Here is a 25,371-nt window from a genome sequence, read left to right as displayed (position 1 = left end):
ATTGAGCATGGAAGAGATGCTTCAGAACAGCACCCCAGAGGCTTGGATAGTCGTCGATCGTGGCTTGGTACGTGACGCTCGTTTGGCCGACAAAGTCGTCTATCTGAAAGGAAGTCATCTAGCGTTGAGTGAGGGAGCCTGGGCACTGGTTTTGAACCCAGCAGGGCGCATCGTGCGTGTCGGTCGTATCCTGCGTATGCGCGTAGACGCAGAAGGCACCTCGCTTTACTTCGATAAGGTCAAGATGGTCGAGTCTGTGGTAGGGGTCGATAGCACAGGTTTGTTGCCTCCGACCGTGGGCAGCATCGTGCGTGCGCCCTGGACAGATTTCGCGGAGGCTATCCCTCGTGCGCTGGGCGTTACGCTCGCTGACATTCCGCTGATCGAGAACGAGGCCTATGTTCGCGAATTGCTGCAGTTCGCGATCATGGATGACCTTCTAGGGCCTGCCGGTGGGCCGGAGGAGCTCATCGTCGATATGAGCGTTCGCGATCGGTACCTCGTCGGCAAGCTCGCGCCGATGGAGAGCTCTAAGCGCGGTGAGGATGTCGCTCCCCCGGAAAAGAATGATGAGGACGAGCCTGCGGATCTGGAGCCGAAGGCCCAGTCGAACAAGGTCGACTCTCCCCGGAAAACTGGCGGTGGTGACTCCGAAGCCGAGGAAGAGGTGGATACTGCTTCGAACCAGTCGCTCGCACCGTCGAGTTTGGGATTCACTTTCTGCGTCGATGGCGATGCCGAAAGTCTCGAGGTGGTGGTGGGTTGGGGGCGCTATGAGCGCTTCGAGTCCGATGATCCTGCTCATACCAAGGTGGTCAAGAAGGCGGTACGTGACGCCGAGGGGCGGGTGACCAATACCACTGAGCAGGTTCTCAAAGCCAAAGTCTGGCGGCGCAAGCCTTCTGGCGGGACGTTTCAATTGGCGCTGAGGGATGGAGTTATCTCTCCCGTAATTCCGGATTCGACCTGCCCAAAGGTGCGGATCCAGGGCACGGTACGTTCAGCCAACGAGAAGGGTGAACGCCTGGTTACGCTGTTTCTGGTCAACAGCCAGATAGAGCCGCCAGAAAATCGTGATACCGCCTGGGTGTTCCAACCGGAAATTTTCGTGCGTGCCAGTGGCGAAAGCGCGGTGAAGGATATTTTCCGTCGCCGCCCCGCTCTGGAGGCGGATGCTGGCGCTACGGACGATGACGATTTACGCGAGCGCTTGGCGCTAGAAATGATCTATCGCGATCGGGTCGAGTTCGCAGTAGGGCACGGCGTTGCAGTGCATGCAGTGTCTGGTCCAGATGTGGCAAGGGCGATAGAGCTGCGCACTGCGGTGATGCCGCAATACGAAGTACCGGTCACCGAAACACCGGGTTTGGATCCGCAGGATCGGCCAGCGATGCGCAGATTGGTCGACGAAGGTCTGCTGGATATGAAGCGACTGGCAGAACTGGAGAAAGACCAACTCGTCGCTGCACTCGGGATACTGACCGAGGACTATGCAGCATGGATCAAGGATCAGCGTGCACGCACTAATAGGGATGTGGCTGGCTATGCGGAGCAAGTCGATGAGGCGCTGAGCCACTGTGAGTCGATCCTGATTCGTCTGCGTGAGGGTGTGGAGTTATTGGCTGCGGATGACAAGGCCTTGGCGGCTTTCCGTTTCGCTAACCGAGCGATGGCGATCCAGCGGGTGCATAGCGCATTCGCCTTGCAGCGTCGTCGCGGGCGCACTGTCGAGCTATCGGAGTTCGATGTGCCGAAGAACCGCTCTTGGCGTCCCTTCCAGTTGGCTTTCCTGCTGCTGTCCGTTCCTGGGCTGACCGATCCTAAGCATACGGATCGCACTCAGCCTCTGCAGGCCTATGCAGATTTGCTCTGGTTCCCCACTGGTGGTGGTAAGACTGAGGCCTACCTGGGGGTGGCTGCATTCACAATGGCGATCCGCCGGCTACAAGGAAATTTGGGCGGTTACGATTCGTCTCGCGGGCTGGCGGTGATCATGCGCTACACCTTGCGGTTACTGACTTTGCAGCAGTTCCAGCGGGCTACCGCTTTGATCTGTGCGATGGAACATATTCGTCGGGAAGCATTGTCGGCAGGTGATAAGTCCCTTGGTGAGAGCGCATTCACCATCGGCCTTTGGGTCGGTAACAAGGTAACGCCTGGCACTACCGAGGATAGCCATAAGTTCATTGAGGCCATTCGTACCCCAGGGCGAAACCCCACTGGAATGGCTTCGCCGGCCCAGCTGACAGGTTGCCCATGGTGCGGAACCGAGATCGACCCGAAGAGGGATATCGAGGTCGACAAGATATCAGGGCGTACGACGATCTATTGCGGCGACAAGCTGAGCACCTGTGACTTCTCTCGTGGTCGTTCGAGCAAGCAGGTACACCCTGGTTTGCCGGTGATGGTCGTGGACGAGGAGATTTACCATCGCCCGCCGTCGATGATGATCGCCACGGTGGACAAGTTCGCCATGATGGCGTGGCGTGGGCAGGTACGGAACCTCTTCGGCCGGGTATCGAAGGAGTGTTCCCGCCATGGATTGCTTTGGCCTGGCTCGGATTGCAATACCGGTCATAGGGCTGTTGCTGGTAGGGCTGCTGCTTCGGTCAAGGCTATTTCTCCGGTGCGGCCTCCGGATCTCATCATCCAGGACGAGTTCCATCTGATCAGCGGTCCCTTGGGGACCATGGTGGGTCTCTACGAGAGCGCGGTCGATGAGCTATGCACGTGGCAGTTCGATGGCGATGCTATCCGGCCGAAGGTGATCGCCTCCACCGCTACAGTTCGCAAGGCGCAGCAGCAGGTCAACAACGTCTTCATGCGTCAGGTCTCGGTGTTCCCGCCCCATGGCTTAGACGTCGAGGACAACTTCTTTTCGGTGCAGCGGCCCATCGAGCAAAAGCCAGGACGGCGTTATCTGGGAATCTGCTCTCCGGGCAGCTCACGGCCGGCGATGTTGATCCGTGTCTACACGGCAGCGCTGACTGCTGCTCAAGCACTATTCGATCGATTCGGCAAAGCTGCCGATCCTTACATGACCATGGTGGGCTACTTCAACTCGTTGCGAGAGCTTGGAGGTATGAAGCGGCTAGCCGAGGACGATGTGCAGACCCGTGCGTACCGTGTCCAAATGAGCATGGTGCAGCGGCCTGGTCTGGCCCAGCGCAGCGTCATGAATATCCGTGAACTGACTTCCCGGGTTTCCAACCAGGACATCCCCAAGTATCTCGATCAGCTCGAAGTGATGTTCAAGTCCGAATGGAATCCCGAGCTAGGTAGGTACGTGACCAAGTGGGAGGAGGGCGATGCACGTGCCATCGACATCGTTTTGGCGACCAACATGCTGTCGGTCGGCGTCGACGTCAATCGGCTGGGCATCATGGCCGTCAACGGTCAGCCGAAGGGAACGGCGGAATACATTCAGGCAACCAGTCGTGTCGGCCGACAATTCCCAGGGTTGGTCTGTACCGTACTGACATGGGCTCGCCCACGCGATCTCTCGCATTACGAGACCTTCGAGCATTACCACGCGACGTTCTACAAACACGTCGAGGCGCAATCGGTCACTCCATTCTCGCCGCGTGCGATGGACCGAGGTCTGACCGGGGCGATGCTGTCGCTAATCCGTGCCAAAAGTGATCGTTTCGCTCCGAACGAGGGGGCGCAGAGTCTCAAGCAACCTAATCAGGTGGAAATGCTGGATGCGATGAAGGTGCTCGAAACGCGTGCCGACAACATCGCGGAGGCCCCTGCGAAGAAGCTCGCTAGCGGCATGCTCAAGCAGCGGGCGGATCAGTGGGTGAATGAGGTGATGCAGGGCAATCGTATCTTGGCGTACGAGAAGCGTGGGTCTGAAAGGGATCTGACCTATGCCTTAATCAAGGCGCCTGGAACGCATACTTGGGATAACTGGACGGTGCCCATGTCGATGCGCGAGGTCGAGCCTGGCGTTCGCTTGGTCATGAACTCAGCGAAGATCAAAGACGATATTCAATGGAAGCCTCGCCCCGCGGCGGCTGATAAGGACGAATGAAGATGGCGCACGAAAAGACTCCCGTTGGCTCGGTTCGGCCCAGCCAACTGTTATGGACCTATGGTCCAGGTGCCCTCATCGATTTGCCGAATCTGTCGGTCGTGACTTTAGGTATCGACATCTGGGAGAGGGATCGATGCAACGTGGTGATTGAAAATCGCCTGCTCGCCGCGGTGCAGAAAGCGCTTGGTCCTCAGGTCGAATCACTACGGATGCCGCCTATCAGCAAGAGCGAGTCGAATGACACAAGCTCTGCGGAGGCTAATGTCGGTGTGCCGGTAAGGCCTTTTCCCCGTTGGTTGCGCTGTGTGAAATGCGGGCTGCTCTCGCCTTACGACAGTGGGTTGTTTGAGTTGAAGGAAGGGTATCGCCGCCCTGAGGCGACTCGTTTCGTGCATCAGGGCTGTCGCGGTTCGAAGGGTGATCAGCCTGCGAAGGACGCCGATGCTGTTCCCGCACGTTTCCTTTTGGCTTGCAAGAATGGGCATCTGGATGATTTTCCTTGGCAGTGGTTCGTCCACAGCGGCCCCAAAGATTGCAAAGGCACGCTGCGTTTCTTCGAAAATGGCGCATCCCTTCAGACCGAGAACTTATGGGTCAAATGCGACGCTTGCGGTGCGGCGCGCAACATGGCTCATGCCTTCGGACAGCTCGGTAAGGAGAACCTACCGGGCTGTCGTGGACGGCATCCTCATTTGGATCAGTTCGAACCGGATTGCGATGCCGAGCCACGGGCCGTGCTGTTGGGGGCGACCAACAGCTGGTTTCCAGTCTCCTTGTCTGCGTTGGCGATACCTCAAGCAAAGGATGGTCTGGCGCAGCTGCTGGAGGATGGTTGGAGCTTCTTCAGCGATCTGGAGTCGCTCAATGAGGTTCCCCTGACCATCAAGCTGTTGAAGAAGACCGGCTCATTGCCAGGAATCGACCAGTATTCCGCAGAAGCCATTTGGGCAGGCATCCAGGCTCATCGTTCTGGAGATGGCGAGAGTGTCACCGAAGCTGACATCAAAGGTCCCGAGTGGCGGGTGCTGATCGACCCGGTGCCAGTGAATGACTATCCGCACTTCTTGTCTGAGGCAGTGGCTGTTCCTCAGGGTTTCCAAGGCAAGATCGCCAGGGTATTGCTGTTGAAGCGTCTGCGCGAGGTGAATGCTTTGCTCGGCTTCACGCGAGTCGAGGCGCCTGACGACTCGGCCGGCAGTGGGGCTGGACCGATCCAGGCACCGCTGTCGCGTGCGAAGCCCGAATGGGTTCCCGCTAACCAAGTGCATGGTGAAGGCATCTTCATTCAATTCGATGAGCAGTCGATATCGGAATGGGAGCAGAATACCGATGTTCAGGCTGTCGATGTAAGGATGCGTGGAGGGCACAAAGGTTGGAGAAACTCCCGCCATCTCTGTCCTCCGGAAGACGGTTATCCAGGTGCTCGTTACGTGATGCTGCACACTCTGGCGCATCTCCTGATCCGAGAGTTGTCGTTGGAGTGCGGATACAACGCGGCAAGCATCAGAGAGCGGATCTATGCCGAAGTGAATGAGGATGGCAGCCAGTCCGGCTTCATCATCTACACAGCCGCTGCGGACTCCGATGGTACCTTGGGTGGATTGGTCGAACTGGGCAAGCCCGAGAACCTAGAGCGTCTACTGGTTCAGGCTTTGCGGCGTGCGCGCATTTGCTCCTCCGATCCCCTGTGCGCGGAGCATGATCCCCGGAAAGACCGTAGTTTGCATGCAGCGGCGTGCCATGCATGCTCCTTCGTCGCGGAGACATCGTGCGAGCGTGGCAACCGTTATCTCGACCGGGCGATGGTCGTGCCGACTTTCGAAAATGCCAAAGTGGCATTCTTCCCGGATATTTGAAATGCGAGAGCTACTGGCAGCGGTGTCCGAGTTGGTTTCCATCGTCTCCAATGACCGCGTAGCCGCCTTGGCTGCGAAGGTCAGAGGAATGCAAGTCACGAAGGCAGGCGATCTGAGAGCGGGATCACTGTCCGCTAAGGCTGACAACGCGCTCAAGGCGCTGGTCGGAGCCTGGAAGGCGTCGACCATTAGTGGCGAGACGCTGGCCACAATGCTTCTGGCCGCTGCGCATGCGTTTCGTCATGCGGAGAGTCGACAGAGGGTCGAGCTGGTGTGGACTGGGCCGACGACCGAACTCGTTCCTGCTCGGCGAACCGAGCAGGCTTTGATACAGGTTATTGATGCCGCTCAGCACCGGTTGTTCATCACCAGTTATGTCGCGTACGACATCGAGTCGATCGCCAGGGCGCTGAAGTCAGCAGCAGAGCGTGGCGTGAAAATCGAGTTTCTGATGGAGCTCTCGAGCGCTCAGGGTGGCAAGGTCAGCGTCGACCCTATCGGTAACCTGAGGAAGATCGTCCCCGATGCGCTTTTCTACGTCTGGAAAGATAAAGGTGCTGCGTTCGTCAATGGCAGCGTGCATGCGAAGGTCGCGGTAGCGGATGGAGCGTATTGCTTCATCACCAGTGCCAACCTGACCGGATACGCGATGGACCAGAACATGGAGGCTGGAGTCTTGATCTCGGGCGATCCACTGCCAGAGCAGCTTCATCGACATCTGGAAGCCTTGGCGATGGTGGGGGTGATCGTTACTACCGACGATTGAGTGTCGGAGGAGGGATAATGTCGCGTAGCGACATCATGCGTGCGGTCAAGCGTGCCCATACTAGGCCGGAGATCGTCGTTCGCCAAGCGTTGCATGCTCTGGGGTTTAGGTTCCGTCTGCATCGCCGAGATCTCCCGGGTTCGCCGGACATAGTCCTCCCGCGATTTCGGACCGTGGTCTTCGTGCATGGGTGTTTCTGGCATCGACATCCTGGTTGCCGCTACGCGAGCACGCCGAAGAGCAGACAGGAGTATTGGCTTCCGAAGTTCAAGGCCAATGTCGAGCGGGATGCAAAAAAAGAAGCCCAGCTGCGAGAGCTGGGCTGGCGTGTGTTGGTGATCTGGGAGTGTGAAACGAAGAGCAGAGAGAGGCTGGAGGTGCGCCTCAGGCTTGAATTCGATCTTCCGCTTGGCGAGTCGCCTCGTAGGCCCTGACGTGCTGCACTAGGCTTTCTCCGATCACCTCTCCCAGTCGCACCGGAACGGCGTTGCCGATCATGCGGCCGACCGCTTTGAAGGTGATCCGCTCTGGCTCCATGAACACATAGCTCCTAGGGAATGACTGCAGGATAGCGGCTTCGCGCAGTGATAGAGCGCGGGCCTGTTTGGGATGGCCGAAGCGACCGTTCCCGAAGCCATAGCAGAGGGTAGTCATCGTCGGGCTGGGGCGATCTGCACGCATGCGCCCGTAGACGCTCGGGTACGTCTTACCACTCTCCTTGCGATGGCATTCGGCGACCAGCTCTGGGGGCCAATCTTTCCAGGTTCCGCCTGGCTTGGAATGAATGATGCGCCGCATGTTGATTGGAGTAAGTGTCGCTGCCCGGTGAAGTGGGTCGTTCGGGTCACATTCTCCGGCCGCTAGGCTAGGGAGTGTGCCGATTACGTCTTCGACATTGACTGGAGCGTTCAGATGCGTGGGGGGGATGATGCTTATGGGCATTCCTAGCCTTGAGGCGAGCAGTACATGTCGGCGGCGCTGTTGCGGCAGACCATAGTCGATGCAGGCTACGCGGCCATCCCATATCTCGTAGTTTTGATCCCTCAGGCTCTGTACGAAGTCGTGGTAAACCTCATGCTTGGTGACGTCAGGGACGTTTTCCATGGTTACCAAATGAGGTTCGGTTTCTTCGATGAGCCGGCTGAAGTGATAGAGGAGCGGCCACTTCCGATCGCTGCGGGTGTCTTTGCCTTGGTTGTAGGTCGAAAACGGCTGACAGGGGGCGCAACCGGCCAGTAGCCTGTATCGGTCTGGGCGATACCAGGCCAGCAGCTCTTCGGCTGTCACATCCTTAACGTCTTTGGTGACGAAGATGGCCTGATTGTTCTCTTGGTAGGCGTACGAGCATTGCCCTTCGATGTCATATCCAGCATGCACGGTGATGCCGGTGTTGCGCATGCCTGCGGTAAGGCCACCAGCGCCACAGAAAAGGTCAACAGCATCAATCATGGGATAGGCCCTCCTAGCAGGAGGTATTCTAGCCGGAATCGTTGTAAAGATCGAGCACGATATTTACAACGGCTACTATATCGTGAGTTGTGTTTCGCGGGCTTATGCCTTTGTTCTAAGCGCCCGAACTTGTTCCACGCTCAACCATTTTCGTTTGGAGTGAATGACCCGATGGCAGTTAGCGCAGAGCAGCGCTAGCTCGGAGAGCTTGGTTCTTTCGCCGGGCTTTAGGGTATGGACGGGCTTGGTATGGTGGACATCGATGATGCCGTCGCCTGCTGGACCGTATGCCTGGGCGAAGTCGAAATCACACGCTTCGCATTGCAGGCAACCCCGTTTCTGCAATACGTCTTTCTTCTTAGCCTCGACCAAGGCACGGCTGCGCTCTCGAACCCGATGTAGGCGGGTGAGCACTTTGCCTTCTGCCGCTTCTGCGATGCCGAGTTCATCGTCGCCAGCTAGCGCATGGGTTTCAGGAGTCGAGCTCTCGACGATGCCGCGAATGGCTACCACCACTGCAGCGAGTTCGACAGGGGCGTTGGCGTACTCGTCCCAAACCAAACGCTCGTCTTTGTTGCCTTTAGCTAGTCCGGTTTTCCCGTCCTTGATGTACTCGGGGTCCCAGCGGCGGAAATTACCGAGCTTCATGTAAACGCCATTCTCGTTACGGAAGCTGCCGCCGTTGTTTAAACCAAGCGCTTCGCCGATTTGACCGAGCAATTGTGACAGGGCTTTGACCTCGGGATGATGCTTGGAGGGCAACGAATCACGATGCTTAAGGTAGAGGTCTAGGGCGAGAATCAGCTCGTCGCGGGTCCAGGCTGGATTGGCTTGGGATTTTGGCGAAGATGCATCCATGGCTTGGGTTCCGATGTTCAAAAATCTCATGGTCTGTGGCTGTGGGCATCATTGTAATGGCAACGTGCCCTGCATCCACACATGAACGGACTGCTCTCTATGTCAATAGGTCCTAAGTTCGTGGCTGCTTTCGGTTTCCTCCTTCTGGCCGGCAGTAGCCCCTTGTTCAGCGTATAGAAACGACTTTTCTGTCCCGACTTTCCTTGATGGCTGACATCGACAGATTACCAGTGGCTGCGTCCTGGATGTGTTCACTCCACCAGGTCATCATGGGGCGTCTACGTTCAATGTAGTCCGCCCGGTTGTACGCGCTGCGAACCTCGTCCTTGTCGACGTGAGCGAGCGCTACCTCGATCAATTCAGGATCCCAGCCGTGTTCGTTGAGGATGGTGCTAGCCATGGAGCGCATGCCATGGCTGACCAGACGCCCTTCGAAGCCCATGCGTTTCAGTGCCATATTGGCGGTCTGGCTGTTGCAATGGGTGCGAGGGTTCCGGTCTGCGGGGAATACGTACTCTCGGTGTCCGCTGTAGGGCTTGATTGCTTCAAGCAGGGCTAAAGCCTGGTCCGTGAGCGGCACGATGTGGATACGCCGTTTCTTCATGCGCTCAGCGGGAATCGTCCAGATCTTCTTCTCGATGTCGATATCCGCCCAGCGTGTAGTTGCTGCCTCTGCTGGTCGGGTCATGGTGTGGAGCTGCCATTCGATCAGGCAGCGGGTTGTTCTTTTGATGCTGGCGTTGGCGATCGCCACCATGAGTTCTTGCAGCTCATCGGGGTGAAGCGCCGCCATGTTCTTCTTTTTCGGTTTCTTAAAGACGGAGCGGATCCCGCTGAGCGGGTTCGCGTGAATCAATCCTGAGTTCACCCCGTAAGTCATGATCTCGTTGAGTCGCTGTGTCAGGCGCTTAACGGTTTCGAGGCTGCCCTTGGTTTCAAGAGGTCTGAGCAAATTGATGACCTTAGGGGCGCTGACGGCTGAGATCGGGGTGGTGCCCAGGTCCGGGAAGATGTGCAACGTGAGAGAGCGCCAAATGTCTTCAGCATAGGCTGTGGTGACTGAGTCCTTTTTGAGCTCAAACCACGCAGTCGTCACGTTTTCGAAAGTATGTTCTGTGGCTGCTTTTTTCGCTTGCCGCTCCGCATCTCGCCTCTCTTTCGGGTCCAGCCCCTGAGCGACGAGTTCCCTGGCCTCAACGGTTCGCTTGCGTGCTTGAGCCAGGCTCACCTCGGGAAAGGTGCCTAGTCCCATGTTGATCCGTTTCTTCGTTACGGGATGGATGTAGTTAAAATTCCACAGCTTAGAGCCATTGCTTCTCACTCGCATCTGAAGGCCGTTGCCGTCAGTTAGCGTGTAGTCCTTTTCCTTTGGCTTGGCGGCCTTGACTTTGAAGTCAGAAAGGCGCGTGGCTTGGGCACCCATGATGTATTCCAGAGCTGCTTGTGTATTCCAAAAAATACCAGCTGAGTGCTTGGAATACCACGTGGAATACACGAAAACATAGATGCTGCTGGACGCTATTGGATCATCGTGGCGCTGAAAGCCCCGTATTTACTGGCTTTCAGGCACAAAAAAAGACGTCCGTGGACGTCTTTAGATGATTATCTGGTGGAGCCGGGGGGATTTGAACCCCCGTCCGCCAGTACTCCGCTGTCGGTACTACATGCTTAGCCGTGTCTACTGATTTAATCCGCAGCCGCCCGACGGGCAGGGTGCTTTGGATGAGTTGGGTAAGTTTTAGTCGCTTCGCCCCCAACGTGCTGCACGACGATCCTGTTCTGTATGACAATCATTTCGGGTTTACAGGCATCCCCTGATGATTGCTGGAGCCGAAGCTACCAGGAGAACGGGCTAGGCTGCTTACGCAGCGATAGCGTAGTCCTCGATGTGGTCGTCATTGGCAACTATAGAAAGTTGCAACAGTGGATTTACGAGTTCTGTTACCAACTCGGCATGCACCTAGAGTTTCGCTACCGGCGTCGAATCCTAATCGGCCCCACACTCAGCTCTAGCTGAACGTGCCTTTCAGCACGCAAGGCCGAGTATACGCGCTTACGCGGGCGACGTCGACAGAAGGTTCGGCGGCCCGCGTGCGCGCAGGGCCTAGGTGCCGCTGCCACCGGCCGAGCCGCTGCCTTTCTCGGTCTTTTCCAGGCGCTCGAGCACCTTGCTGGTGATGGCGATGCATTCCTTGGTATCGCCTTTCGCCTGGGCGGCCTTGGCCTGGTCCACGTGCTCGGTGATGGCCTTGTCCAGGCCTTCGGAGGTGGCGCCGGCGGTGGCCATGCTGTCGTCGATCTTCTGCAGATTCATGGCGCACAGGTCGTCGGCGGCGAATACAGGCGAGGCCAGCAGGGTGGCGGCTGCGAACAGGGCGGATAGCGCAGTACCTTTCATGGGAGTCTCCTCGTGAGGCCTCGGGAAGGTGGGCCTGATCGGTGGACTGCGTGGCTTTGGGCGGGGTTCCATTGGGTTTGCCGCCCTGGTATCGCGGGGCAAGCCCGCTACCACGTGTACGGATCACCCACGCCTTGCGCTCCCGGGGTTTTGGCATGCGCAAATAAAAAACCCCGGCACGGGGCCGGGGCTCTTTCATCACGCTAACGCGATCACTCCTGGTTGGCCAGTTTGTGCTCGAGGTAGTGGATGTTGACGCCGCCTTTGCAGAAACCTTCATCACGCACCAGGTCGCGGTGCAGCGGGATGTTGGTCTTGATGCCGTCGACGACGATCTCGTCCAGGGCATTGCGCATGCGCGCCATGGCTTCGTCGCGGTCCTTACCGTAGGTGATCAGCTTGCCGATCAACGAATCGTAGTTCGGCGGAACCGAGTAGCCGCTGTACAGGTGCGAATCGACGCGCACGCCGTTGCCGCCCGGGGCGTGGAAGTGCTTCACCTTGCCTGGGCTCGGGATGAACTTCTTCGGGTCTTCGGCGTTGATCCGGCACTCCAGCGAGTGGCCGCGAATCACCACGTCTTCCTGGCGGAACGACAGCTTGTTGCCAGCGGCGATGCTGAGCATCTCCTTGACGATGTCGATACCGGTGACCATTTCCGAAACCGGGTGCTCCACCTGAACACGGGTGTTCATCTCGATGAAGTAGAAACGGCCGTTCTCGTACAGGAACTCGAAGGTACCGGCACCGCGGTAGCCGATCTCGATGCACGCGTCGACGCAACGCTTGAAGACTTCCTGGCGGGCCTTCTCGTCGATGCCCGGGGCCGGCGCTTCTTCCAGTACTTTCTGGTGACGGCGCTGCAGCGAGCAGTCACGGTCGCCCAGGTGCACGGCGTTGCCCTGGCCGTCGGACAGGACCTGCACTTCCACGTGGCGTGGGTTGGTCAGGAACTTCTCCAGGTAGACCATCGGGTTGCCGAACGCGGCACCGGCTTCGGTGCGGGTCAGCTTGGCCGATTCGATCAGGTCTTCTTCCTTGTGCACAACGCGCATGCCGCGACCACCACCGCCACCGGCGGCCTTGATGATCACCGGGTAACCCACCTCGCGGGCGATCGCCAGCGCGGTTTCCGGGTCTTCCGGCAGCGGGCCGTCGGAGCCCGGCACGGTCGGCACGCCCGACTTGATCATTGCGTCCTTGGCCGACACCTTGTCGCCCATCAGGCGGATGGTGTCGGCTTTCGGGCCGATGAAGATGTAGCCGGAGTTTTCCACCTGCTCGGCGAAATCGGCGTTTTCCGCGAGGAAGCCGTAGCCCGGGTGGATGGCGGTGGCACCTGTCACTTCGGCGGCGGCGATGATCGCCGGGATATGCAGGTAGGATTCCTTGGACGATGCAGGGCCGATGCAGACCGATTCGTCTGCCAGGCCCAGGTGCATCAGTTCACGGTCGGCCGTGGAGTGCACGGCGACGGTCTTGATGCCCAGCTCTTTGCAGGCACGCAGGATCCGCAGGGCAATTTCCCCGCGGTTGGCGATCAGAACTTTTTCGAGCTTCCCAGACATCGTTGGCTCTCCGCGAATCAAACGATGGTGAACAGCGGCTGGTCGAACTCAACCGGCTGGCCGTCTTCTACCAGGATGGCGTCGATCACACCGCCGATATCGGATTCGATGTGGTTCATCATCTTCATGGCTTCGACGATGCACAGGGTGTCGCCTTTCTTCACGGCCTGGCCGACTTCTGCGTAGTTCGGCGAAGTTGGCGAAGGCTTGCGGTAGAAGGTGCCGACCATCGGCGAACGCACCACGGTGCCTTTCAGGGCAGGTGCGGCGGCAGCGGCTTCAGCGGCCGGGGCGGCAGCGGCGGCAACCGGGGCGGCGGCAGGCGCGGCGGCCATTGGCGCGGGTGCGTAGAACTGCTGGGCGGCCGGGGTCTTGCTGTGACGGCTGATGCGAACGGACTCTTCGCCTTCCTTGATCTCCAGTTCGTCGATGCCGGACTCTTCCAGCAGTTCGATCAGCTTTTTGACTTTACGGATATCCATTAATCAGCAACTCCCAAGGTTCGGTCGGGGACGTATTTTTAAAACGTGTCGAAAACGTTTCTTCATGAGCCTCGGCCCGAAAGGGCCAAGGCCTTGTGTCATCAGGGCTGTGCGTTGGCAGCCAGGTGTTCCAGCGCGGACTCCAGGGCCAACCGGTAACCGGTGGCTCCGAGGCCGCAGATCACCCCTACGGCAACATCCGAAAAGTAGGAGTGGTGACGGAACGGCTCGCGTTTGTGCACGTTGGAAAGGTGCACTTCGATGAATGGGATGCTCACCGCGAGCAATGCGTCACGTAATGCGACGCTGGTGTGGGTGAAAGCGGCCGGATTGATCAGGATGAAGTCCACGCCTTCGTTGCGCGCGGCATGGATGCGGTCGATCAATTCGTACTCGGCATTGCTCTGCAGGTATTGCAGATGGTGGCCGGCGGCGCGGGCGCGCTGCTCCAGGTCCTGATTGATCTGGGCCAGGGTGGCGGCGCCATAGTGCCCCGGTTCGCGGGTCCCGAGCAGGTTCAGGTTGGGGCCGTGCAGCACCAGTAGGGTTGCCATCTGCGATTCCTTGGTTTTGTAGGGCAATTCGACATAGCGCGGCGACTATGCCGCAACAGGCGCTGAGTGTCCAGTTCCCGGCAATAGCCAGCACGATGTCCGAGATTCACGCAAAGTATGTGACCGGATGACTGACTTTGGTCACTCGCCAGCGGATTTTTCTAGAGGCTGCGGGAAGTTATAGACCGAGTTGGCCGCGCACGCGCGCCACAACCTGGGCAAAATCGCCGGCGTTTATCTCGCCAATCACCCGGTCGCTGGTCATTTCGCTGCCGTTCGCCGCAAAGAACATTAACGCGGGCGGGCCGAACAGGCGGTAGCGGTCGAGCAGGGCGCGCTGTTCGGCATTGCTTTCGGTGATGTCGAAGCGCAGCAGGCGGAAGGCGCCGAGTTGCGCCTCGACCTGCGGCGCGTTGAGCACCTCGTGCTCGATCACCTTGCAGCTGATGCACCAGTCGGCGTACCAGTCGAGCAACACTGGCTGGCCGGCGGCCTTGGCTTCGGCCAGGGCGGCGTCGAGGGCGGCGGGGCGGGTGATGGTCTGCCAGGCGTCGGCCTTGGTCGCTGCGGGGCTGCCGGCCACGGTGGGTGGCGGCAGCGGGCGCAGTGGGTCGCCCTGGCCGCTAAGGGCGCCATACCAGCAGGCCAGCGCATAGACCAACAGCGCCAGGCCAAGCAGTTGCGCCAGGCGCTGGCGTGGGGTCTTGACCACGAATTCCAGGGCGCCGAGGAACAACGCCACGCCGGCGGCCAACAGGCCGATCAGCAGCAGGGTGACGGGCCCCGGCAGCACGCGGCTGAGCAGGCCGATGGCCAGGCCCAGCAGCAGCACGCCGATGGCGTTCTTCACCGTGTTCATCCACGGCCCGCTCTTGGGCAGCCAAGCGGCGCCACCGGTGGCGAGCAGCAACAGCGGCGCGCCCATGCCCAGGCCCAGGGTAAACAGTTTCAGGGCGCCGCCCAGCGCGTCGCCGCTGGCGCTGATGTACAGCAGCGCGCCGGCCAGCGGCGCCGACACGCACGGTGAGACCAGCAGGCTGGACAGCACGCCGAGCACCGCGGCGCCCAGCAGCGAGCCACCCTTGGTGCGGTGGGCGAGGCTGTCCAGGCGGCTGCTCAGCGCCTGCGGCAGCTTGAGGTCGAAAAGTCCGAACATGGCCAGGGCGAACAGCACGAAGAATGCGGCGAACGGCACCAGCACCCAGGCCGACTGCAGGCGCGCCTGCAGGTTCAGGCCGGCGCCGAACAGGCCCATCAGGGCGCCGAGCACGGCGAAGCTCGCCGCCATCGGCAGCACGTAGGCCAGCGACAGCGACAGCCCGCGCAGGCCGCCGACCTGGCCGCGCAGCACCACTCCGGAGAGGATCGGCAGCATCGGCAGCACGCACGGGGTGAAGGTCAGGCCGACACCGGCAAGGAAGAACAGCAGCAGCGACTTCCAGGTCCAGCCCTGCTCGCCGCTTGCCGGCAGCGGCGCGCCTTGGCCATCGATGCTCAACCGCTCGGTTTCCGGCGGATAGCACAGGCCCTTGTCGGCGCAGCCCTGGTAACCCACCAGCAGGGTGAAGGCGCGCGCGTCGTTGCGCGGCAGTTCGATGTCGAGCACCCCGTGGTACACCTCGACGTCGCCGAAGAACTCGTCGTGCTTGGCCTCGCCCTGGGGGATGTTCGGCGCGCCGAGCTTGATGTCCGCAGGCTCGGTGCGGAACTGGAAGCGGTGGCGGTAGAGGTAGTAGCCGTCGGTGGCGACGAAGCGCAGCTTGACGGTCTGGGCGTCGGCCTCGATCAGGCTGAGCTTGAAGGCTTCGTGCACCGGCAGGAAGTCGGCGCTGTTGGACGCGGCGCCGAGGGTGGCGCTGGGGCGGTTGTCGAGCAGGCCGCTGGCGAACGCAGGGCTGGCCAGCAGCAGGAACAACAGGAAAAACAGGCGGCGCATGGCGGACTCGCGAGGTGGAACGTGGCGGGCATGATAGCGGACTTGGCAGGGCTATGGGCCATCGTGGGGCAAGCCCGCTCCCACGCCAACCGGTCAGCGGGCGCAGAGTGGCAAGCATCACCAGCGTGGGAGCAGCGGTGCGGCGACCCGACTTGCCCCGCGATGGCTTCAGAGCCGGAACGCCCGTACCGCCGTATTCAGCTCGCCCCCCAGCTTGAGCAACTGTTCGCCCTGCTCACGCCCTTCGCCAATACGCTGCAGGTTGTCCTCGCCCAGCTCGTGGATGCGCTCGCTGTGATCACGAATCTCGCTCACCGCCCCGGTCTGCTGCGCGGTCACATCGGCGATGCGCACCGCGGTGTCGGAAATGGTGCGGATGGCGCTGACGATCGCGTCCAGCGCGCCATCGGCCGACTGTGCCTGGTTGGCCGTGGCCTCGGCGTGCTCCAGCTGGGTGCGCATGCCGTCCACCGAATCGCGGGCGGCTTGCTGCAGGCGGTCGATCAGCGCCTGGATCTCGCCAGTGGCGCCAGTGGTGCGCTGCGCCAGCGAGCGCACTTCGTCGGCCACCACGGCGAAGCCACGGCCCATCTCGCCGGCCCGGGCCGCTTCGATGGCGGCGTTGAGCGCCAGCAGGTTGGTCTGTTCGGCAATCGCCCGGATCACCGTGAGCACGCCACCGATGGTCGCCGACTCTTCCGCCAGTTGCTCGATCATCCGGGCGTTGCCTTGCACCTCGTCGACCAGCGCGCGCAGGCCGGACAGGCTCTGGCCGATCACTGTCTGGCCCTGCTCCACGGCCCGGCCGGCGTCGCGGCTGGCCTCGGCGGCTGAGCTGGCATCGCCGGCCACCTGCTGGATGGTCGCCTCCAGCTCGCCCAGGGCGTCGCGGATCTGCGCCGTGTCGCCGGCCTGGCGTTCGGCGCCGTCGTGCAGGGCGCTGCTCATGCCGGCCAAGGCATGGCTGCTGCCGGCCACCTGTTCGGCGTTGTGACGGATAGTGCCGACCAGCTCCACCAGGTACTGGCGCAGGCGGTTCAGCGATTCCTGGATATCGTGCAGCTCGCGGTTGGTGCGGCCCAGGGTGATGGGCTGGGCGAAGTCGCCCTCGGCCCAGCGCGACAGCGCTGGCGCCAGGCTGGTGAGGGTGCGTGCCAGGCGACGCTGCAGGGTGTCGATGAGCAGGGCGATCAGCAGGATCAGGCCGATCATCAGGCCCTGGATCAGCCGTACCTCGCCAGCGATGGTGGCGTGCAGGCCGCGTACTTCGGGCTCGAGGCCGGCGATGGCCTGTTGCACCGCCTCCAGGCGCTCACCGGTGCTGGCGGCCAAGGTGGCGCGGCGCTCGATCTGCTCGCGGGTACGTTGCAGTTCGGCAGGGTAGCGGCTGAGCAGGCTGTGCAGCTCGCGTTTCAGGCCCACGGCGACGTCTTCCTGCTCGGCGCTGGCTTGCGACTCCAGGCCCATCATCGCGGCGAAGTCATCGGCATTGGATTCGGCGGCGCGGGTCACCCCCAGCAGCGGCAGGCCGTCGATGGCCTGGGCCTGGGCGGCGATCTGTTGCAGTTCGCGGTCCACTTCGTCGGCCAGCTCGGCGCGGCCGCTGCTGACCAGCTTGTCGCGGGCCAGGGACAGGCGGCCCAGGTGCAGCGAGGCTTCCAGCAGCGGTGTCAGGTAGCGGCCAGCATCGGCGCTGCCGCTGTCGCGGGCATAGCCGGCCAGTTGCTCGAGGTTCGCCCCCAGCTCCCGTTCGGCTTGCAGCAGCAAGGCCTGGGGATCGCCGGCCAGCTTGCCGGCGGCGAGCAGTTCGTTGGCGGTGAAGCCCTGCAGGCTGTCCAGGCTTGGGCGCAGCTTGGCCGACAGGGGCTCTGGCCAGTCGGCCAGGGCGGCCTGCAATTGCGTGTTGGCCTCCATGGCCGCCGCGTGGCGCAGGGCGTCGCCGCTGCCCAGGTAGGCCTGGATATTGCGCGCGGCATCGTTCTGGAACTGCTGGGACAGGCCCAGGTAGCGCTCCATCAATTGATAGGGACGTTCCAGGGCGCGTTGCGACCACCACAGGGTCGCGCCCAGGGCGATACACACGGTCACCAGCAACAGGGTGTTGAAATTGGTCAGCCACTTCAGGCGCATAGCCGCGAACTTCCTGCGGAGGGGGAGTGGAGAAGTCGGGCCTGAAGTTATTGCGATTTTGTGACGAGGTGATGACGACGGCGGGTTGGCGCCATAAAAAAGTGGCACAGTGCCGGTATTGGTGCCTGGTCCATCGCGGGGCAAGCCCGCTCCCACGAGTCTTGCGCCATTCTGCGTAAATGGAGCAAGCCAATTCAGGCGCCCAGGCCTCGCTCGTGGGATCGGGCTTGCCCCGCGATGAGCTAAGGCTCGACCCGCACCACGCAGTTGCGCCCGGCGTGCTTGGCGCGGTACAGCGCCTCGTCCGCGGCGCTGGCCATGGTCAGCGCGTCGAGTTGCTCGTCCAGCTGCACCACCCCGGCGCTGAAGGTGCATTGCAGATCGTGGGGCTGGGCCGGGTAATGGATCTCGGCAAAGCGCCGACGGATTTCGTCGAGCACCTTGTGCGCCGCTTCCAGTCCGGTATTGGGCATGACGATGGCGAATTCTTCGCCACCGTAGCGGCCGATGAAGTCGGTCTTGCGCAGCCGCTGCTTGAGGAACAGCGCCAGGCTCTTGATTACCCGGTCGCCCATGGGGTGGCCGTGGCGGTCGTTGATCTTCTTGAAGTGGTCGATGTCGAGCATGGCGAAGCTCAGGGGCTGCACCTCGCGGCGGGCGCGGAAACTGCAATCCTCGAGCAGTTGCAGGATGTGGGTGTGGTTGTACAGCCCTGTGAGGCTGTCGCGCACCATCCGCGCCTTGAGGTGGCGGGCGCGGGCGGCGCGGTTGCGCACGGTGGTCACCAGGTGCCGCGAGCGGATCGGCTTGGTGAGGAAGTCGTCGCCGCCCTCGCTCATGGCGTCGAGCTGCTTGTCCAGGTCGTCCTCGGCCGACAGGTAGATGATCGGCACGCTGACGTAGCGGTCGTTGTGGCGGATCACCTTGGCCAGTTCCGGGCCGGTGCACGCGGGCATGTACATGTCGAGGATGATCAGGTCGGGCTGGAAGTCCGCCAGCTCGCTCATGGTGCGGATCGGCTCGGTGAGGGTGCGGGTGATGATCCCGGCGCTGTTGAGCAGGCGCTCGGTGTGCAGGGCCTGGGCGCGGGAGTCGTCGATCACCAGCACGCGGAACGGGTCGTACTGGGTGGCGCTGGTCAGCAGTTCGAGTTTTTCCAGCAGGCTGGAAGCATCCAGGGTGCCGGTGAGGAACTCCTGGCCGCCGGCGCGTACCGCGGCCAGGCGGGTCGGGGTGTCGGTTTCATGCAAGCAGAAGAACAGCAGCGGCACCGGCTGCTCCAGGCCTTGCTGGGCCTGGGCCGCCAGTTGCAGGCCGATACCGGTGCCGGTGAAGTCGACGTCCATGACGATCGCCGACGGCAGGCGCTCGCTCATCGATGCCTGGAACGCCTCGGCGCTGCACAGCGCCTGCACGGTGAGGCCGAAGAACTCCAGTTGCTGGGCCAGGCGTTCGGCGCGCTCATGGTCCTGCAGCACGATGTACACCGGTTTGCGCAGCGGCGGCAGGGGCACATTGTCGAGTTGGTCGCCCTTGCGCAGGCCGGTGCGCGACAGGCGCTGCATCAGGCGGTTGAGTTCGCTGATCAGTTCTGAGTTCAGGCGCGCGCTGTTGGCTTCGATGGCGCGCAGGGTCTGGCCGATGGCCGTTGACAGGCTGCCATGCTCCGGCTGCTCGAAGCGTTCGGCATAGCGCTGCAGGCGCAGGTTGGCCTCGCACAGCTCGCCCAGGTCGCCGCTGGACCACTCGCCACGCTGCAGGCGCTGCCAGATCTCGAGGATCTGCCGGGCCTGGTGGATCACCCGCTGGGCAAAATGCTGCTTGAGGCGTTCGTGGCTCGGCTCGGCTGGCTGGGTCATGTCCTGACTACTTATGAGTGGGAGGGTGCAGGTTCAATGATGGCTCTATGCTAGCACTGCTTTTCCGACAAGCGAGTGCCTCGGGTCAACAAAGTGTTAAGGGACGGTAATTCAGTTGCTGACCTGTTGGTCGCTTATACGAATGGCGGCGTCTGCTTTATAGTGCTGCCACCTGGGTTTGTCGTGGCACCCTGGCCGAGGCCTGTGGTCCAAACCCTGAACCGTTCGTGACTGATTAAGGACAATGCCATGCTGGATTGGAAAAACCGCGAGGCCAAGGCCGAGCCCCGTGAGCGGGTCGAAACCCGCGGCGCCGCTACCCGTAGCTACGTTGGCGGCCTCTGGAGCCGTGCCCTGGGCACCCTGATCGGCCTCTACCTGCTGGTGTGCATCGGCCTGGGCTGGTACTGGAGCCAGGAGCCCGAGCTGTTCCCGGTGCAGCAGAATGCCCAGGCCGCCGCCGAGCGCAACGGCCAGCAGATGGTGGTTGGCTACACCACCATCGAAACCCTCAAGACCGTCGCCGGCACCCTGCTCGACAAGCCGGGTGGTTACATCTCCAACGATCGCTTCCCGCCAGGGCTGTGGATGGACAACATGCCGAGCTGGGAATACGGCGTGCTGGTCCAGGTGCGTGACCTGTCCCGCGCCTTGCGCAAGGACTTCGCCCGTTCGCAGTCGCAATCGACCGAGGATGCCGACCTGGCCAAGGCCGAACCGCGCTTCAACTTCGACAACAAGAGCTGGATCCTGCCGTCGAGCGAGTCGGAGTTCGAAGAGGGCATCAAGTCGCTGAACCGCTACCAGGTGCGCCTGGCCAAGGGCGATCAGGGCGCGATCTTCTACACCCGCGCCGACAACCTGAACAACTGGCTGGGCGACGTCGCCACCCGCCTGGGCTCGCTGTCGCAGCGCCTGTCGGCCAGTGTCGGCCGGGTCAAGCTCAACAACACCCTGAAGACCGAGTCCGTGGCCCCGGGTCAGGCGCCGCAGGTCGACGAGGAAGTGGTCGAGACTCCATGGCTGCAGATCGACAACGTGTTCTACGAAGCCCGTGGCCAGGCCTGGGCGCTGTCGCACCTGCTGCGCGCCATCGAGGTCGATTTCGCCGACGTGCTGGCGAAGAAGAACGCCACGGTCAGCGTGCGGCAGATCATCCGCGAGCTGGAAGCCTCGCAGGAAGCGCTGTGGAGCCCGATGGTGCTCAACGGCAGCGGTTTTGGCATGTGGGCCAACCACTCGCTGGTGATGGCCAACTACATCTCCCGGGCCAACGCCGCGGTCATCGACCTGCGCCAACTGCTGTCCCAGGGCTGAGATGCCGGTCAATCCTGCCGAGGTCGCGCACCGCGCGGCCTCCGACGCCGAGCTGGTGGCCTGGGTCGATGAGCATGACCAATTGCTCGGCGCCCTGCCACGGGCAGAATTGCGTGAGCGTGGCCTGATCGGGCGCTGTACCTTCATCCTGCTGTTCAACAGCGCGGGCGACCTGTGCGTGCACCGGCGGACCCTGAGCAAAGCGCTATATCCCGGTTACTGGGATGTGGCGGCGGGGGGAATGGTCGGGGTGCAGGAGTCCTATGCCGAATCGGCGGCCCGGGAGCTGGCGGAGGAACTGGGGGTGAGCGGCGTCGAGCTGCGCTTCCACGAGACGTTCTACTTCGAGCAGCCGGGTAACCGCCTGTGGGGCGCGGTGTTTTCCGCGGTATGGGACGGGGCGTTGCGCCTGCAGCCCGAGGAGGTCAGCGAGGCGCGGTTCATCAGTGTAGAGCAGGCCCTGGCGGAAAGTGCGACGCTGCCGTATTGCCCGGACTCGCTGGTGGCGCTGCAGCGCTATCAGGTTGCCCTGCGATGAGGTCGCAAAACATTTGTAAAATGGCGCAATCCTGTACTTAGCAACAGGCAGATTTATCGTTACACTGCGCGCCCTTTTCGGGCTGCCGCACAACCTTGCGGCAGTAGCGCCGCCCCTGCCAGAGTGGGGCATCGCGGTCGGCTCCCGCCGACCAGTTTTTTGTCCTCGGCACAGAGGAACAAAAGTGGCCAAGAAAGCTTCTTCCTTTTCCGCCCTGGGCGGTCTCGTCTTTTCCACCGATGCCGGTCGGCACTGTCCCGACTGCAGCAAACCGGTGGACGACTGTATCTGCAAGCAGCAGGTCATCCCCGAGGGGGATGGCATTGCCCGCGTGCGCCGTGAAAGCAAAGGCCGTGGCGGCAAGACGGTGACCACCATCACGGGCGTCCCCCTGGCCCTGGAACCGCTCAAGGAGCTCGCCAGCACGCTCAAGCGTCGCTGCGGCACCGGTGGCGCGCTCAAGGATGGGGTCATTGAAATCCAGGGCGATCACGTCGAGCTGTTGCTCGCCGAGCTGATCAAGCAGGGTTTCAAGGCGAAGAAATCCGGCGGCTGAGTGCAGCCGCGCGATTTTTTGCCCAGCGCTTTCTAAACTCGTTCCTGTGGGCAGGGTCTATGCCTGACACGGAAGAATCGTCATTTTCAGTATTTACACTGCCAGCGCCCCGAGGTGGGGCAGTGTTTCGACTTTTCATACAGGGGACTTGAATGTCCGTACGACGCACACGCAAAGACGATGGTAGCCAGTGGACCGTGGCCGACAGCCGCAGTGTTTATGGCATCCGCCATTGGGGCGCAGGTTATTTCGCCATCAATGACGCCGGGCGCGTCGAAGTGCGCCCCAACGGCCCGGACAGCGCGCCGATCGACCTCTTCGAACAGGTCCAGGAACTGCGCCAGAGCGGCCTGTCGCTGCCGCTGCTGGTGCGTTTCCCCGACATCCTGCAGGACCGCGTGCGCCAGCTGACCGGCGCCTTCGATGCCAACATCGCGCGCCTCGAGTACCAGAGCCAGTACACCGCGCTGTACCCGATCAAGGTCAACCAGCAGGAAGCGGTGGTCGAGAACATCATCGCCACCCAGAACGTCTCCATCGGCCTGGAAGCCGGCTCCAAGCCCGAGCTGCTGGCGGTGCTGGCGCTGGCGCCGAAGGGCGGCACCATCGTCTGCAACGGCTACAAGGACCGCGAATTCATCCGTCTGGCGCTGATGGGCCAGAAGCTCGGCCACAACGTGTTCATCGTGATCGAGAAGGAGTCCGAGGTCGCCCTGGTGATCGAAGAGGCCGCGGAGCTCAAGGTCAAGCCACAGGTCGGCCTGCGCGTGCGCCTGTCGTCGCTGGCGTCGAGCAAGTGGGCCGACACCGGCGGCGAGAAATCCAAGTTCGGCCTGTCCGCCGCCCAGCTGATCTCGGTGGTGCAGCGTTTCCGTGACGCCGGGCTCGACCAGGGCATCCGCCTGCTGCACTTCCACATGGGCTCGCAGATCGCCAACCTGGCCGACTACCAGCACGGCTTCAAGGAAGCCATCCGCTACTACGGCGAATTGCGCGCCCTGGGCCTGCCGGTCGATCACATTGATGTCGGTGGCGGCCTGGGCGTCGACTACGACGGCACCCACTCGCGCAACGCCAGCTCGATCAACTACGACATGGACGACTACGCCGGCGTGGTGGTCGGGATGCTCAAGGAGTTCTGCGACGCGCAGGGCCTGCCGCACCCGCACATCTTCTCCGAGAGTGGCCGCTCGCTCACCGCGCACCACGCCATGCTGGTGATCCAGGTGACCGACGTCGAGAGCCACAACGACGAAGTGCCGACCATCGAAAACAAGGAAAGCCTGCCCGAGACCGTGCAGTGGCTGGCCGACCTGCTCGGCCCGACCGATATCGAGATGGTCACCGAGACCTACTGGCGCGCCACCCACTACATGGGCGACGTGGCCGCGCAGTACGCCGACGGCAAGCTGACCCTGGCCGAGAAGGCCCTGGCCGAGCAGTGCTACTTCGCCGTGTGCCGTCGCCTGCACAACTCGCTCAAGGCCCGCCAGCGCTCGCACCGCCAGGTGCTGGACGAACTCAACGACAAGCTCGCCGACAAGTACATCTGCAACTTCTCGGTGTTCCAGAGCCTGCCGGACACCTGGGCCATCGGCCAGGTACTGCCGATCATCCCGCTGCACCGCCTGGACGAAGAGCCGCTGCGCCGTGCCGTGCTGCAGGACCTGACCTGCGACTCCGACGGCAAGATCAACCAGTACGTCGACGAGCAGAGCATCGAGACCAGCATGCCGGTGCACGCGGTCAAGGAAGGCGAGGACTACCTGCTCGGCGTGTTCCTGGTCGGTGCCTACCAGGAGATCCTCGGCGACATGCACAACCTGTTCGGTGACACCGACTCGGTGAACATCTACCAGAACGCCGATGGCAGCGTGTACCACGCCGGTATCGAGACCCACGACACCATCGAGGACATGCTGCGCTACGTGCACCTGTCGCCGGAGGAGTTGATGACCCACTACCGCGACAAGGTCGCCAGCGCCAGGATCACCGCCCGCGAGCGTACCCAGTACCTCGACGCGCTGCGCCTGGGGTTGACCCGCTCCTCGTACCTGTCGTCCTGATCGTACTGGGCCGCCGCGCGGCCCTTTGGCACAGGTGCCGCCGCGCGGCCCTCAGGCACACGGCTGCCGCCACGGTTGATCACCTGTGGCGGCAGCCTTCAGGCTTTGTTGCCCAAGTGTTCGACAAGCAAGGCGGCGTAGCCAGGCAATGCACTGAAATCCCGCGAGCACAGCAGCAAGCTGCGCTTCGCCCAGGCCTCCTGCAAGGCGACCCAGCGCAGCGGCAAGCTGTGCTCCCAGCGTCGCACCGAGGTCAGCGGGACCACGGCCACCCCCGCGCCACCTCCGACCATCCTGATCACCCCATCGAATCCTTCGGCGCGAACGCGCACCTGCATCCGTCTTCCCAGGCGCAGGGCCTGCTCTTCGAGATGCAGCGCCAGGGCGCTGTCGGCACCCAGCCCCACATACCCATGGCCAAGGCTGGCGTTGAAGTCTGCCCGGTCGCTGGCGGCCAGCGGGTGCTCGTGCGGCATCACCAGCACTAGCGGATCGTCGCGAAACGGTCGCGTCTGCAGGGTTGCGCAGGGCGCGGCATTCGAGACGATGCCCAGGTCCGCCATGCCCTGGCTGATTGCCTGGACGATATGCAGGCTGGGCAGTTCCTGGATATCCACGCTCACCCCCGGCTGCTCGGCCAGGTAGCCGGCCAGCAGCTCCGGCAGGTACTCGGTCAGCGCCGCCGTGTTGCACAGCAGGCGCACCTGGCCGTGCAGGCCCTGGGCATAGTGCCCGAGGTCGAATTGCAGGCGCTCGACCTGCTGCGCGATCAGCCGCGCATGCTGCAGCAGGGCTTGGCCGGCGGGCGTGGGCAGCACGCCGCGGCGGTTGCGTTCGAGCAAGGGTATGCCCAGCGAGGCTTCCATGGCGCGAATGCGCGCACTGGCGGCCGGCAGCGAGAGGTGGCTGCGCCGGGCGCCAGCGGTGATGTTGCCGCTTTCGAGGGTGTGCTGGAACAGCTTGAGGTCGATCAGGTCGAAATGCATCTGCCTCTGTCCT

19 protein-coding genes and 1 other RNA gene are annotated in these 25,371 nt (G+C 62.1%); 8 read left to right on the top strand and 12 right to left on the bottom strand.

The features are described from left to right. Window positions 1–7: 7 nt before the first annotated feature. From drmA to ACZ9C1_RS14970, 4 genes are read left to right on the top strand one after another with little or no spacing between them, the layout of a single operon-like run. Window positions 8–4,036 carry a DISARM system helicase DrmA gene (gene drmA / locus ACZ9C1_RS14985; RefSeq protein ID WP_476254132.1) on the top strand — a complete coding sequence of 1,343 codons (4,029 nt, stop codon included), beginning with the start codon at window positions 8–10 and terminating at the stop codon, window positions 4,034–4,036. A gap of 2 nt (window positions 4,037–4,038) precedes the next feature. Beyond that, window positions 4,039–5,895: a DrmB family protein gene (gene drmB, locus ACZ9C1_RS14980; protein ID WP_476254131.1), complete on the top strand. Its 1,857-nt coding sequence runs from the start codon at window positions 4,039–4,041 to the stop codon at window positions 5,893–5,895. 1 nt (window position 5,896) lies between these two features. Then, window positions 5,897–6,661 carry a DISARM system phospholipase D-like protein DrmC gene (drmC, locus tag ACZ9C1_RS14975; RefSeq protein ID WP_476254130.1) on the top strand — a complete coding sequence of 255 codons (765 nt, stop codon included), beginning with the start codon at window positions 5,897–5,899 and terminating at the stop codon, window positions 6,659–6,661. A 17-nt stretch (window positions 6,662–6,678) separates the two neighbouring features. Beyond that, the gene (locus tag ACZ9C1_RS14970; protein WP_476254129.1) at window positions 6,679–7,095 is read left to right on the top strand and encodes a very short patch repair endonuclease; all 417 of its coding nucleotides are present in this window, start codon (window positions 6,679–6,681) and stop codon (window positions 7,093–7,095) included. Here ACZ9C1_RS14970 and ACZ9C1_RS14965 read toward each other — a convergent pair. The 11 genes from ACZ9C1_RS14965 to ACZ9C1_RS14915 form a co-directional block, all read right to left on the bottom strand. Beyond that, a complete protein-coding gene (locus tag ACZ9C1_RS14965; protein ID WP_476254128.1) occupies window positions 7,046–8,110 on the bottom strand; it encodes a DNA cytosine methyltransferase in 1,065 nt (354 codons plus the stop codon). The two genes, ACZ9C1_RS14970 and ACZ9C1_RS14965, sit on opposite strands and share 50 nt — an antisense overlap. 102 nt (window positions 8,111–8,212) lie before the next feature. Further along, entirely contained in the window at window positions 8,213–8,968 is a 756-nt protein-coding gene (locus tag ACZ9C1_RS14960) for an HNH endonuclease (RefSeq protein WP_116816162.1), read from the bottom strand. A 166-nt stretch (window positions 8,969–9,134) separates the two neighbouring features. Beyond that, complete coding sequence (locus tag ACZ9C1_RS14955; protein WP_476254127.1) at window positions 9,135–10,391, bottom strand: integrase domain-containing protein; 1,257 nt, start codon at window positions 10,389–10,391, stop codon at window positions 9,135–9,137. Window positions 10,392–10,575: 184 nt separating this feature from the next. Then, window positions 10,576–10,967: a transfer-messenger RNA gene (ssrA, locus tag ACZ9C1_RS14950) on the bottom strand. Between the two features lie 105 nt (window positions 10,968–11,072). Beyond that, on the bottom strand, window positions 11,073–11,366 hold the full coding sequence (locus ACZ9C1_RS14945) for a hypothetical protein (RefSeq protein ID WP_023631557.1): 294 nt from the start codon (window positions 11,364–11,366) through the stop codon (window positions 11,073–11,075). A 212-nt stretch (window positions 11,367–11,578) separates the two neighbouring features. Then, on the bottom strand, window positions 11,579–12,934 hold the full coding sequence (gene accC / locus ACZ9C1_RS14940; RefSeq protein WP_102684478.1) for an acetyl-CoA carboxylase biotin carboxylase subunit: 1,356 nt from the start codon (window positions 12,932–12,934) through the stop codon (window positions 11,579–11,581). 17 nt (window positions 12,935–12,951) lie between these two features. Beyond that, entirely contained in the window at window positions 12,952–13,416 is a 465-nt protein-coding gene (gene accB, locus ACZ9C1_RS14935) for an acetyl-CoA carboxylase biotin carboxyl carrier protein (protein WP_046854115.1), read from the bottom strand. A 101-nt stretch (window positions 13,417–13,517) separates the two neighbouring features. Then, window positions 13,518–13,970 carry a type II 3-dehydroquinate dehydratase gene (aroQ, locus tag ACZ9C1_RS14930; protein WP_011535870.1) on the bottom strand — a complete coding sequence of 151 codons (453 nt, stop codon included), beginning with the start codon at window positions 13,968–13,970 and terminating at the stop codon, window positions 13,518–13,520. A 178-nt stretch (window positions 13,971–14,148) separates the two neighbouring features. Beyond that, on the bottom strand, window positions 14,149–15,906 hold the full coding sequence (locus ACZ9C1_RS14925) for a protein-disulfide reductase DsbD (RefSeq protein ID WP_476254126.1): 1,758 nt from the start codon (window positions 15,904–15,906) through the stop codon (window positions 14,149–14,151). 168 nt (window positions 15,907–16,074) lie between these two features. Beyond that, window positions 16,075–17,820: a methyl-accepting chemotaxis protein gene (locus ACZ9C1_RS14920; protein WP_476254578.1), complete on the bottom strand. Its 1,746-nt coding sequence runs from the start codon at window positions 17,818–17,820 to the stop codon at window positions 16,075–16,077. Window positions 17,821–18,278: 458 nt separating this feature from the next. Next, window positions 18,279–19,895 (bottom strand): diguanylate cyclase, encoded by a 1,617-nt coding sequence (locus ACZ9C1_RS14915; protein WP_277502120.1) that lies wholly within the window; start codon window positions 19,893–19,895, stop codon window positions 18,279–18,281. A gap of 249 nt (window positions 19,896–20,144) precedes the next feature. On the opposite strand from ACZ9C1_RS14915, the gene ACZ9C1_RS14910 reads away from it, so the two are divergent. The 4 genes from ACZ9C1_RS14910 (at window position 20,145) to speA (ending at window position 24,372) form a co-directional block, all read left to right on the top strand. Next, window positions 20,145–21,212: a DUF2333 family protein gene (locus ACZ9C1_RS14910; protein WP_102684474.1), complete on the top strand. Its 1,068-nt coding sequence runs from the start codon at window positions 20,145–20,147 to the stop codon at window positions 21,210–21,212. Between the two features lies 1 nt (window position 21,213). Beyond that, window positions 21,214–21,750, top strand: coding sequence for an NUDIX hydrolase (locus ACZ9C1_RS14905; protein WP_102684473.1), 537 nt, complete (start codon window positions 21,214–21,216; stop codon window positions 21,748–21,750). A 184-nt stretch (window positions 21,751–21,934) separates the two neighbouring features. Then, window positions 21,935–22,306, top strand: coding sequence for a translation initiation factor Sui1 (locus ACZ9C1_RS14900; protein ID WP_023631654.1), 372 nt, complete (start codon window positions 21,935–21,937; stop codon window positions 22,304–22,306). A 152-nt stretch (window positions 22,307–22,458) separates the two neighbouring features. Further along, window positions 22,459–24,372 (top strand): arginine decarboxylase, encoded by a 1,914-nt coding sequence (speA, locus tag ACZ9C1_RS14895; protein ID WP_023631655.1) that lies wholly within the window; start codon window positions 22,459–22,461, stop codon window positions 24,370–24,372. A gap of 98 nt (window positions 24,373–24,470) precedes the next feature. Here speA and ACZ9C1_RS14890 read toward each other — a convergent pair whose 3' ends face one another. After that, a complete protein-coding gene (locus ACZ9C1_RS14890) occupies window positions 24,471–25,358 on the bottom strand; it encodes a LysR family transcriptional regulator (protein WP_277502118.1) in 888 nt (295 codons plus the stop codon). Between the last annotated feature and the right edge of the window lie 13 nt (window positions 25,359–25,371).

The sequence above is a fragment of the Pseudomonas sp. TE21435 genome, assembly GCF_056279265.1.
The sequence above is the reverse complement of the archived record's forward strand: the minus strand, read 5'-3'. Positions and strand labels throughout refer to the sequence as shown.

Excerpts from the sequence above, each read along its gene's own strand:
- drmA (WP_476254132.1), top strand. The coding sequence starts at position 8 with ATGGAAGAGATGCTTCAGAACAGCACCCCAGAGGCTTGGATAGTCGTC.
- drmB (WP_476254131.1), top strand. The coding sequence starts at position 4,039 with ATGGCGCACGAAAAGACTCCCGTTGGCTCGGTTCGGCCCAGCCAACTG.
- drmC (WP_476254130.1), top strand. The coding sequence starts at position 5,897 with ATGCGAGAGCTACTGGCAGCGGTGTCCGAGTTGGTTTCCATCGTCTCC.
- ACZ9C1_RS14970 (WP_476254129.1), top strand. The coding sequence starts at position 6,679 with ATGTCGCGTAGCGACATCATGCGTGCGGTCAAGCGTGCCCATACTAGG.
- ACZ9C1_RS14965 (WP_476254128.1), bottom strand. The coding sequence starts at position 8,110 with ATGATTGATGCTGTTGACCTTTTCTGTGGCGCTGGTGGCCTTACCGCA.
- ACZ9C1_RS14960 (WP_116816162.1), bottom strand. The coding sequence starts at position 8,968 with ATGGATGCATCTTCGCCAAAATCCCAAGCCAATCCAGCCTGGACCCGC.
- ACZ9C1_RS14955 (WP_476254127.1), bottom strand. The coding sequence starts at position 10,391 with ATGGGTGCCCAAGCCACGCGCCTTTCTGACTTCAAAGTCAAGGCCGCC.
- ACZ9C1_RS14945 (WP_023631557.1), bottom strand. The coding sequence starts at position 11,366 with ATGAAAGGTACTGCGCTATCCGCCCTGTTCGCAGCCGCCACCCTGCTG.
- accC (WP_102684478.1), bottom strand. The coding sequence starts at position 12,934 with ATGTCTGGGAAGCTCGAAAAAGTTCTGATCGCCAACCGCGGGGAAATT.
- accB (WP_046854115.1), bottom strand. The coding sequence starts at position 13,416 with ATGGATATCCGTAAAGTCAAAAAGCTGATCGAACTGCTGGAAGAGTCC.
- aroQ (WP_011535870.1), bottom strand. The coding sequence starts at position 13,970 with ATGGCAACCCTACTGGTGCTGCACGGCCCCAACCTGAACCTGCTCGGG.
- ACZ9C1_RS14925 (WP_476254126.1), bottom strand. The coding sequence starts at position 15,906 with ATGCGCCGCCTGTTTTTCCTGTTGTTCCTGCTGCTGGCCAGCCCTGCG.
- ACZ9C1_RS14920 (WP_476254578.1), bottom strand. The coding sequence starts at position 17,820 with ATGGAGGCCAACACGCAATTGCAGGCCGCCCTGGCCGACTGGCCAGAG.
- ACZ9C1_RS14915 (WP_277502120.1), bottom strand. The coding sequence starts at position 19,895 with ATGACCCAGCCAGCCGAGCCGAGCCACGAACGCCTCAAGCAGCATTTT.
- ACZ9C1_RS14910 (WP_102684474.1), top strand. The coding sequence starts at position 20,145 with ATGCTGGATTGGAAAAACCGCGAGGCCAAGGCCGAGCCCCGTGAGCGG.
- ACZ9C1_RS14905 (WP_102684473.1), top strand. The coding sequence starts at position 21,214 with ATGCCGGTCAATCCTGCCGAGGTCGCGCACCGCGCGGCCTCCGACGCC.
- speA (WP_023631655.1), top strand. The coding sequence starts at position 22,459 with ATGTCCGTACGACGCACACGCAAAGACGATGGTAGCCAGTGGACCGTG.
- ACZ9C1_RS14890 (WP_277502118.1), bottom strand. The coding sequence starts at position 25,358 with ATGCATTTCGACCTGATCGACCTCAAGCTGTTCCAGCACACCCTCGAA.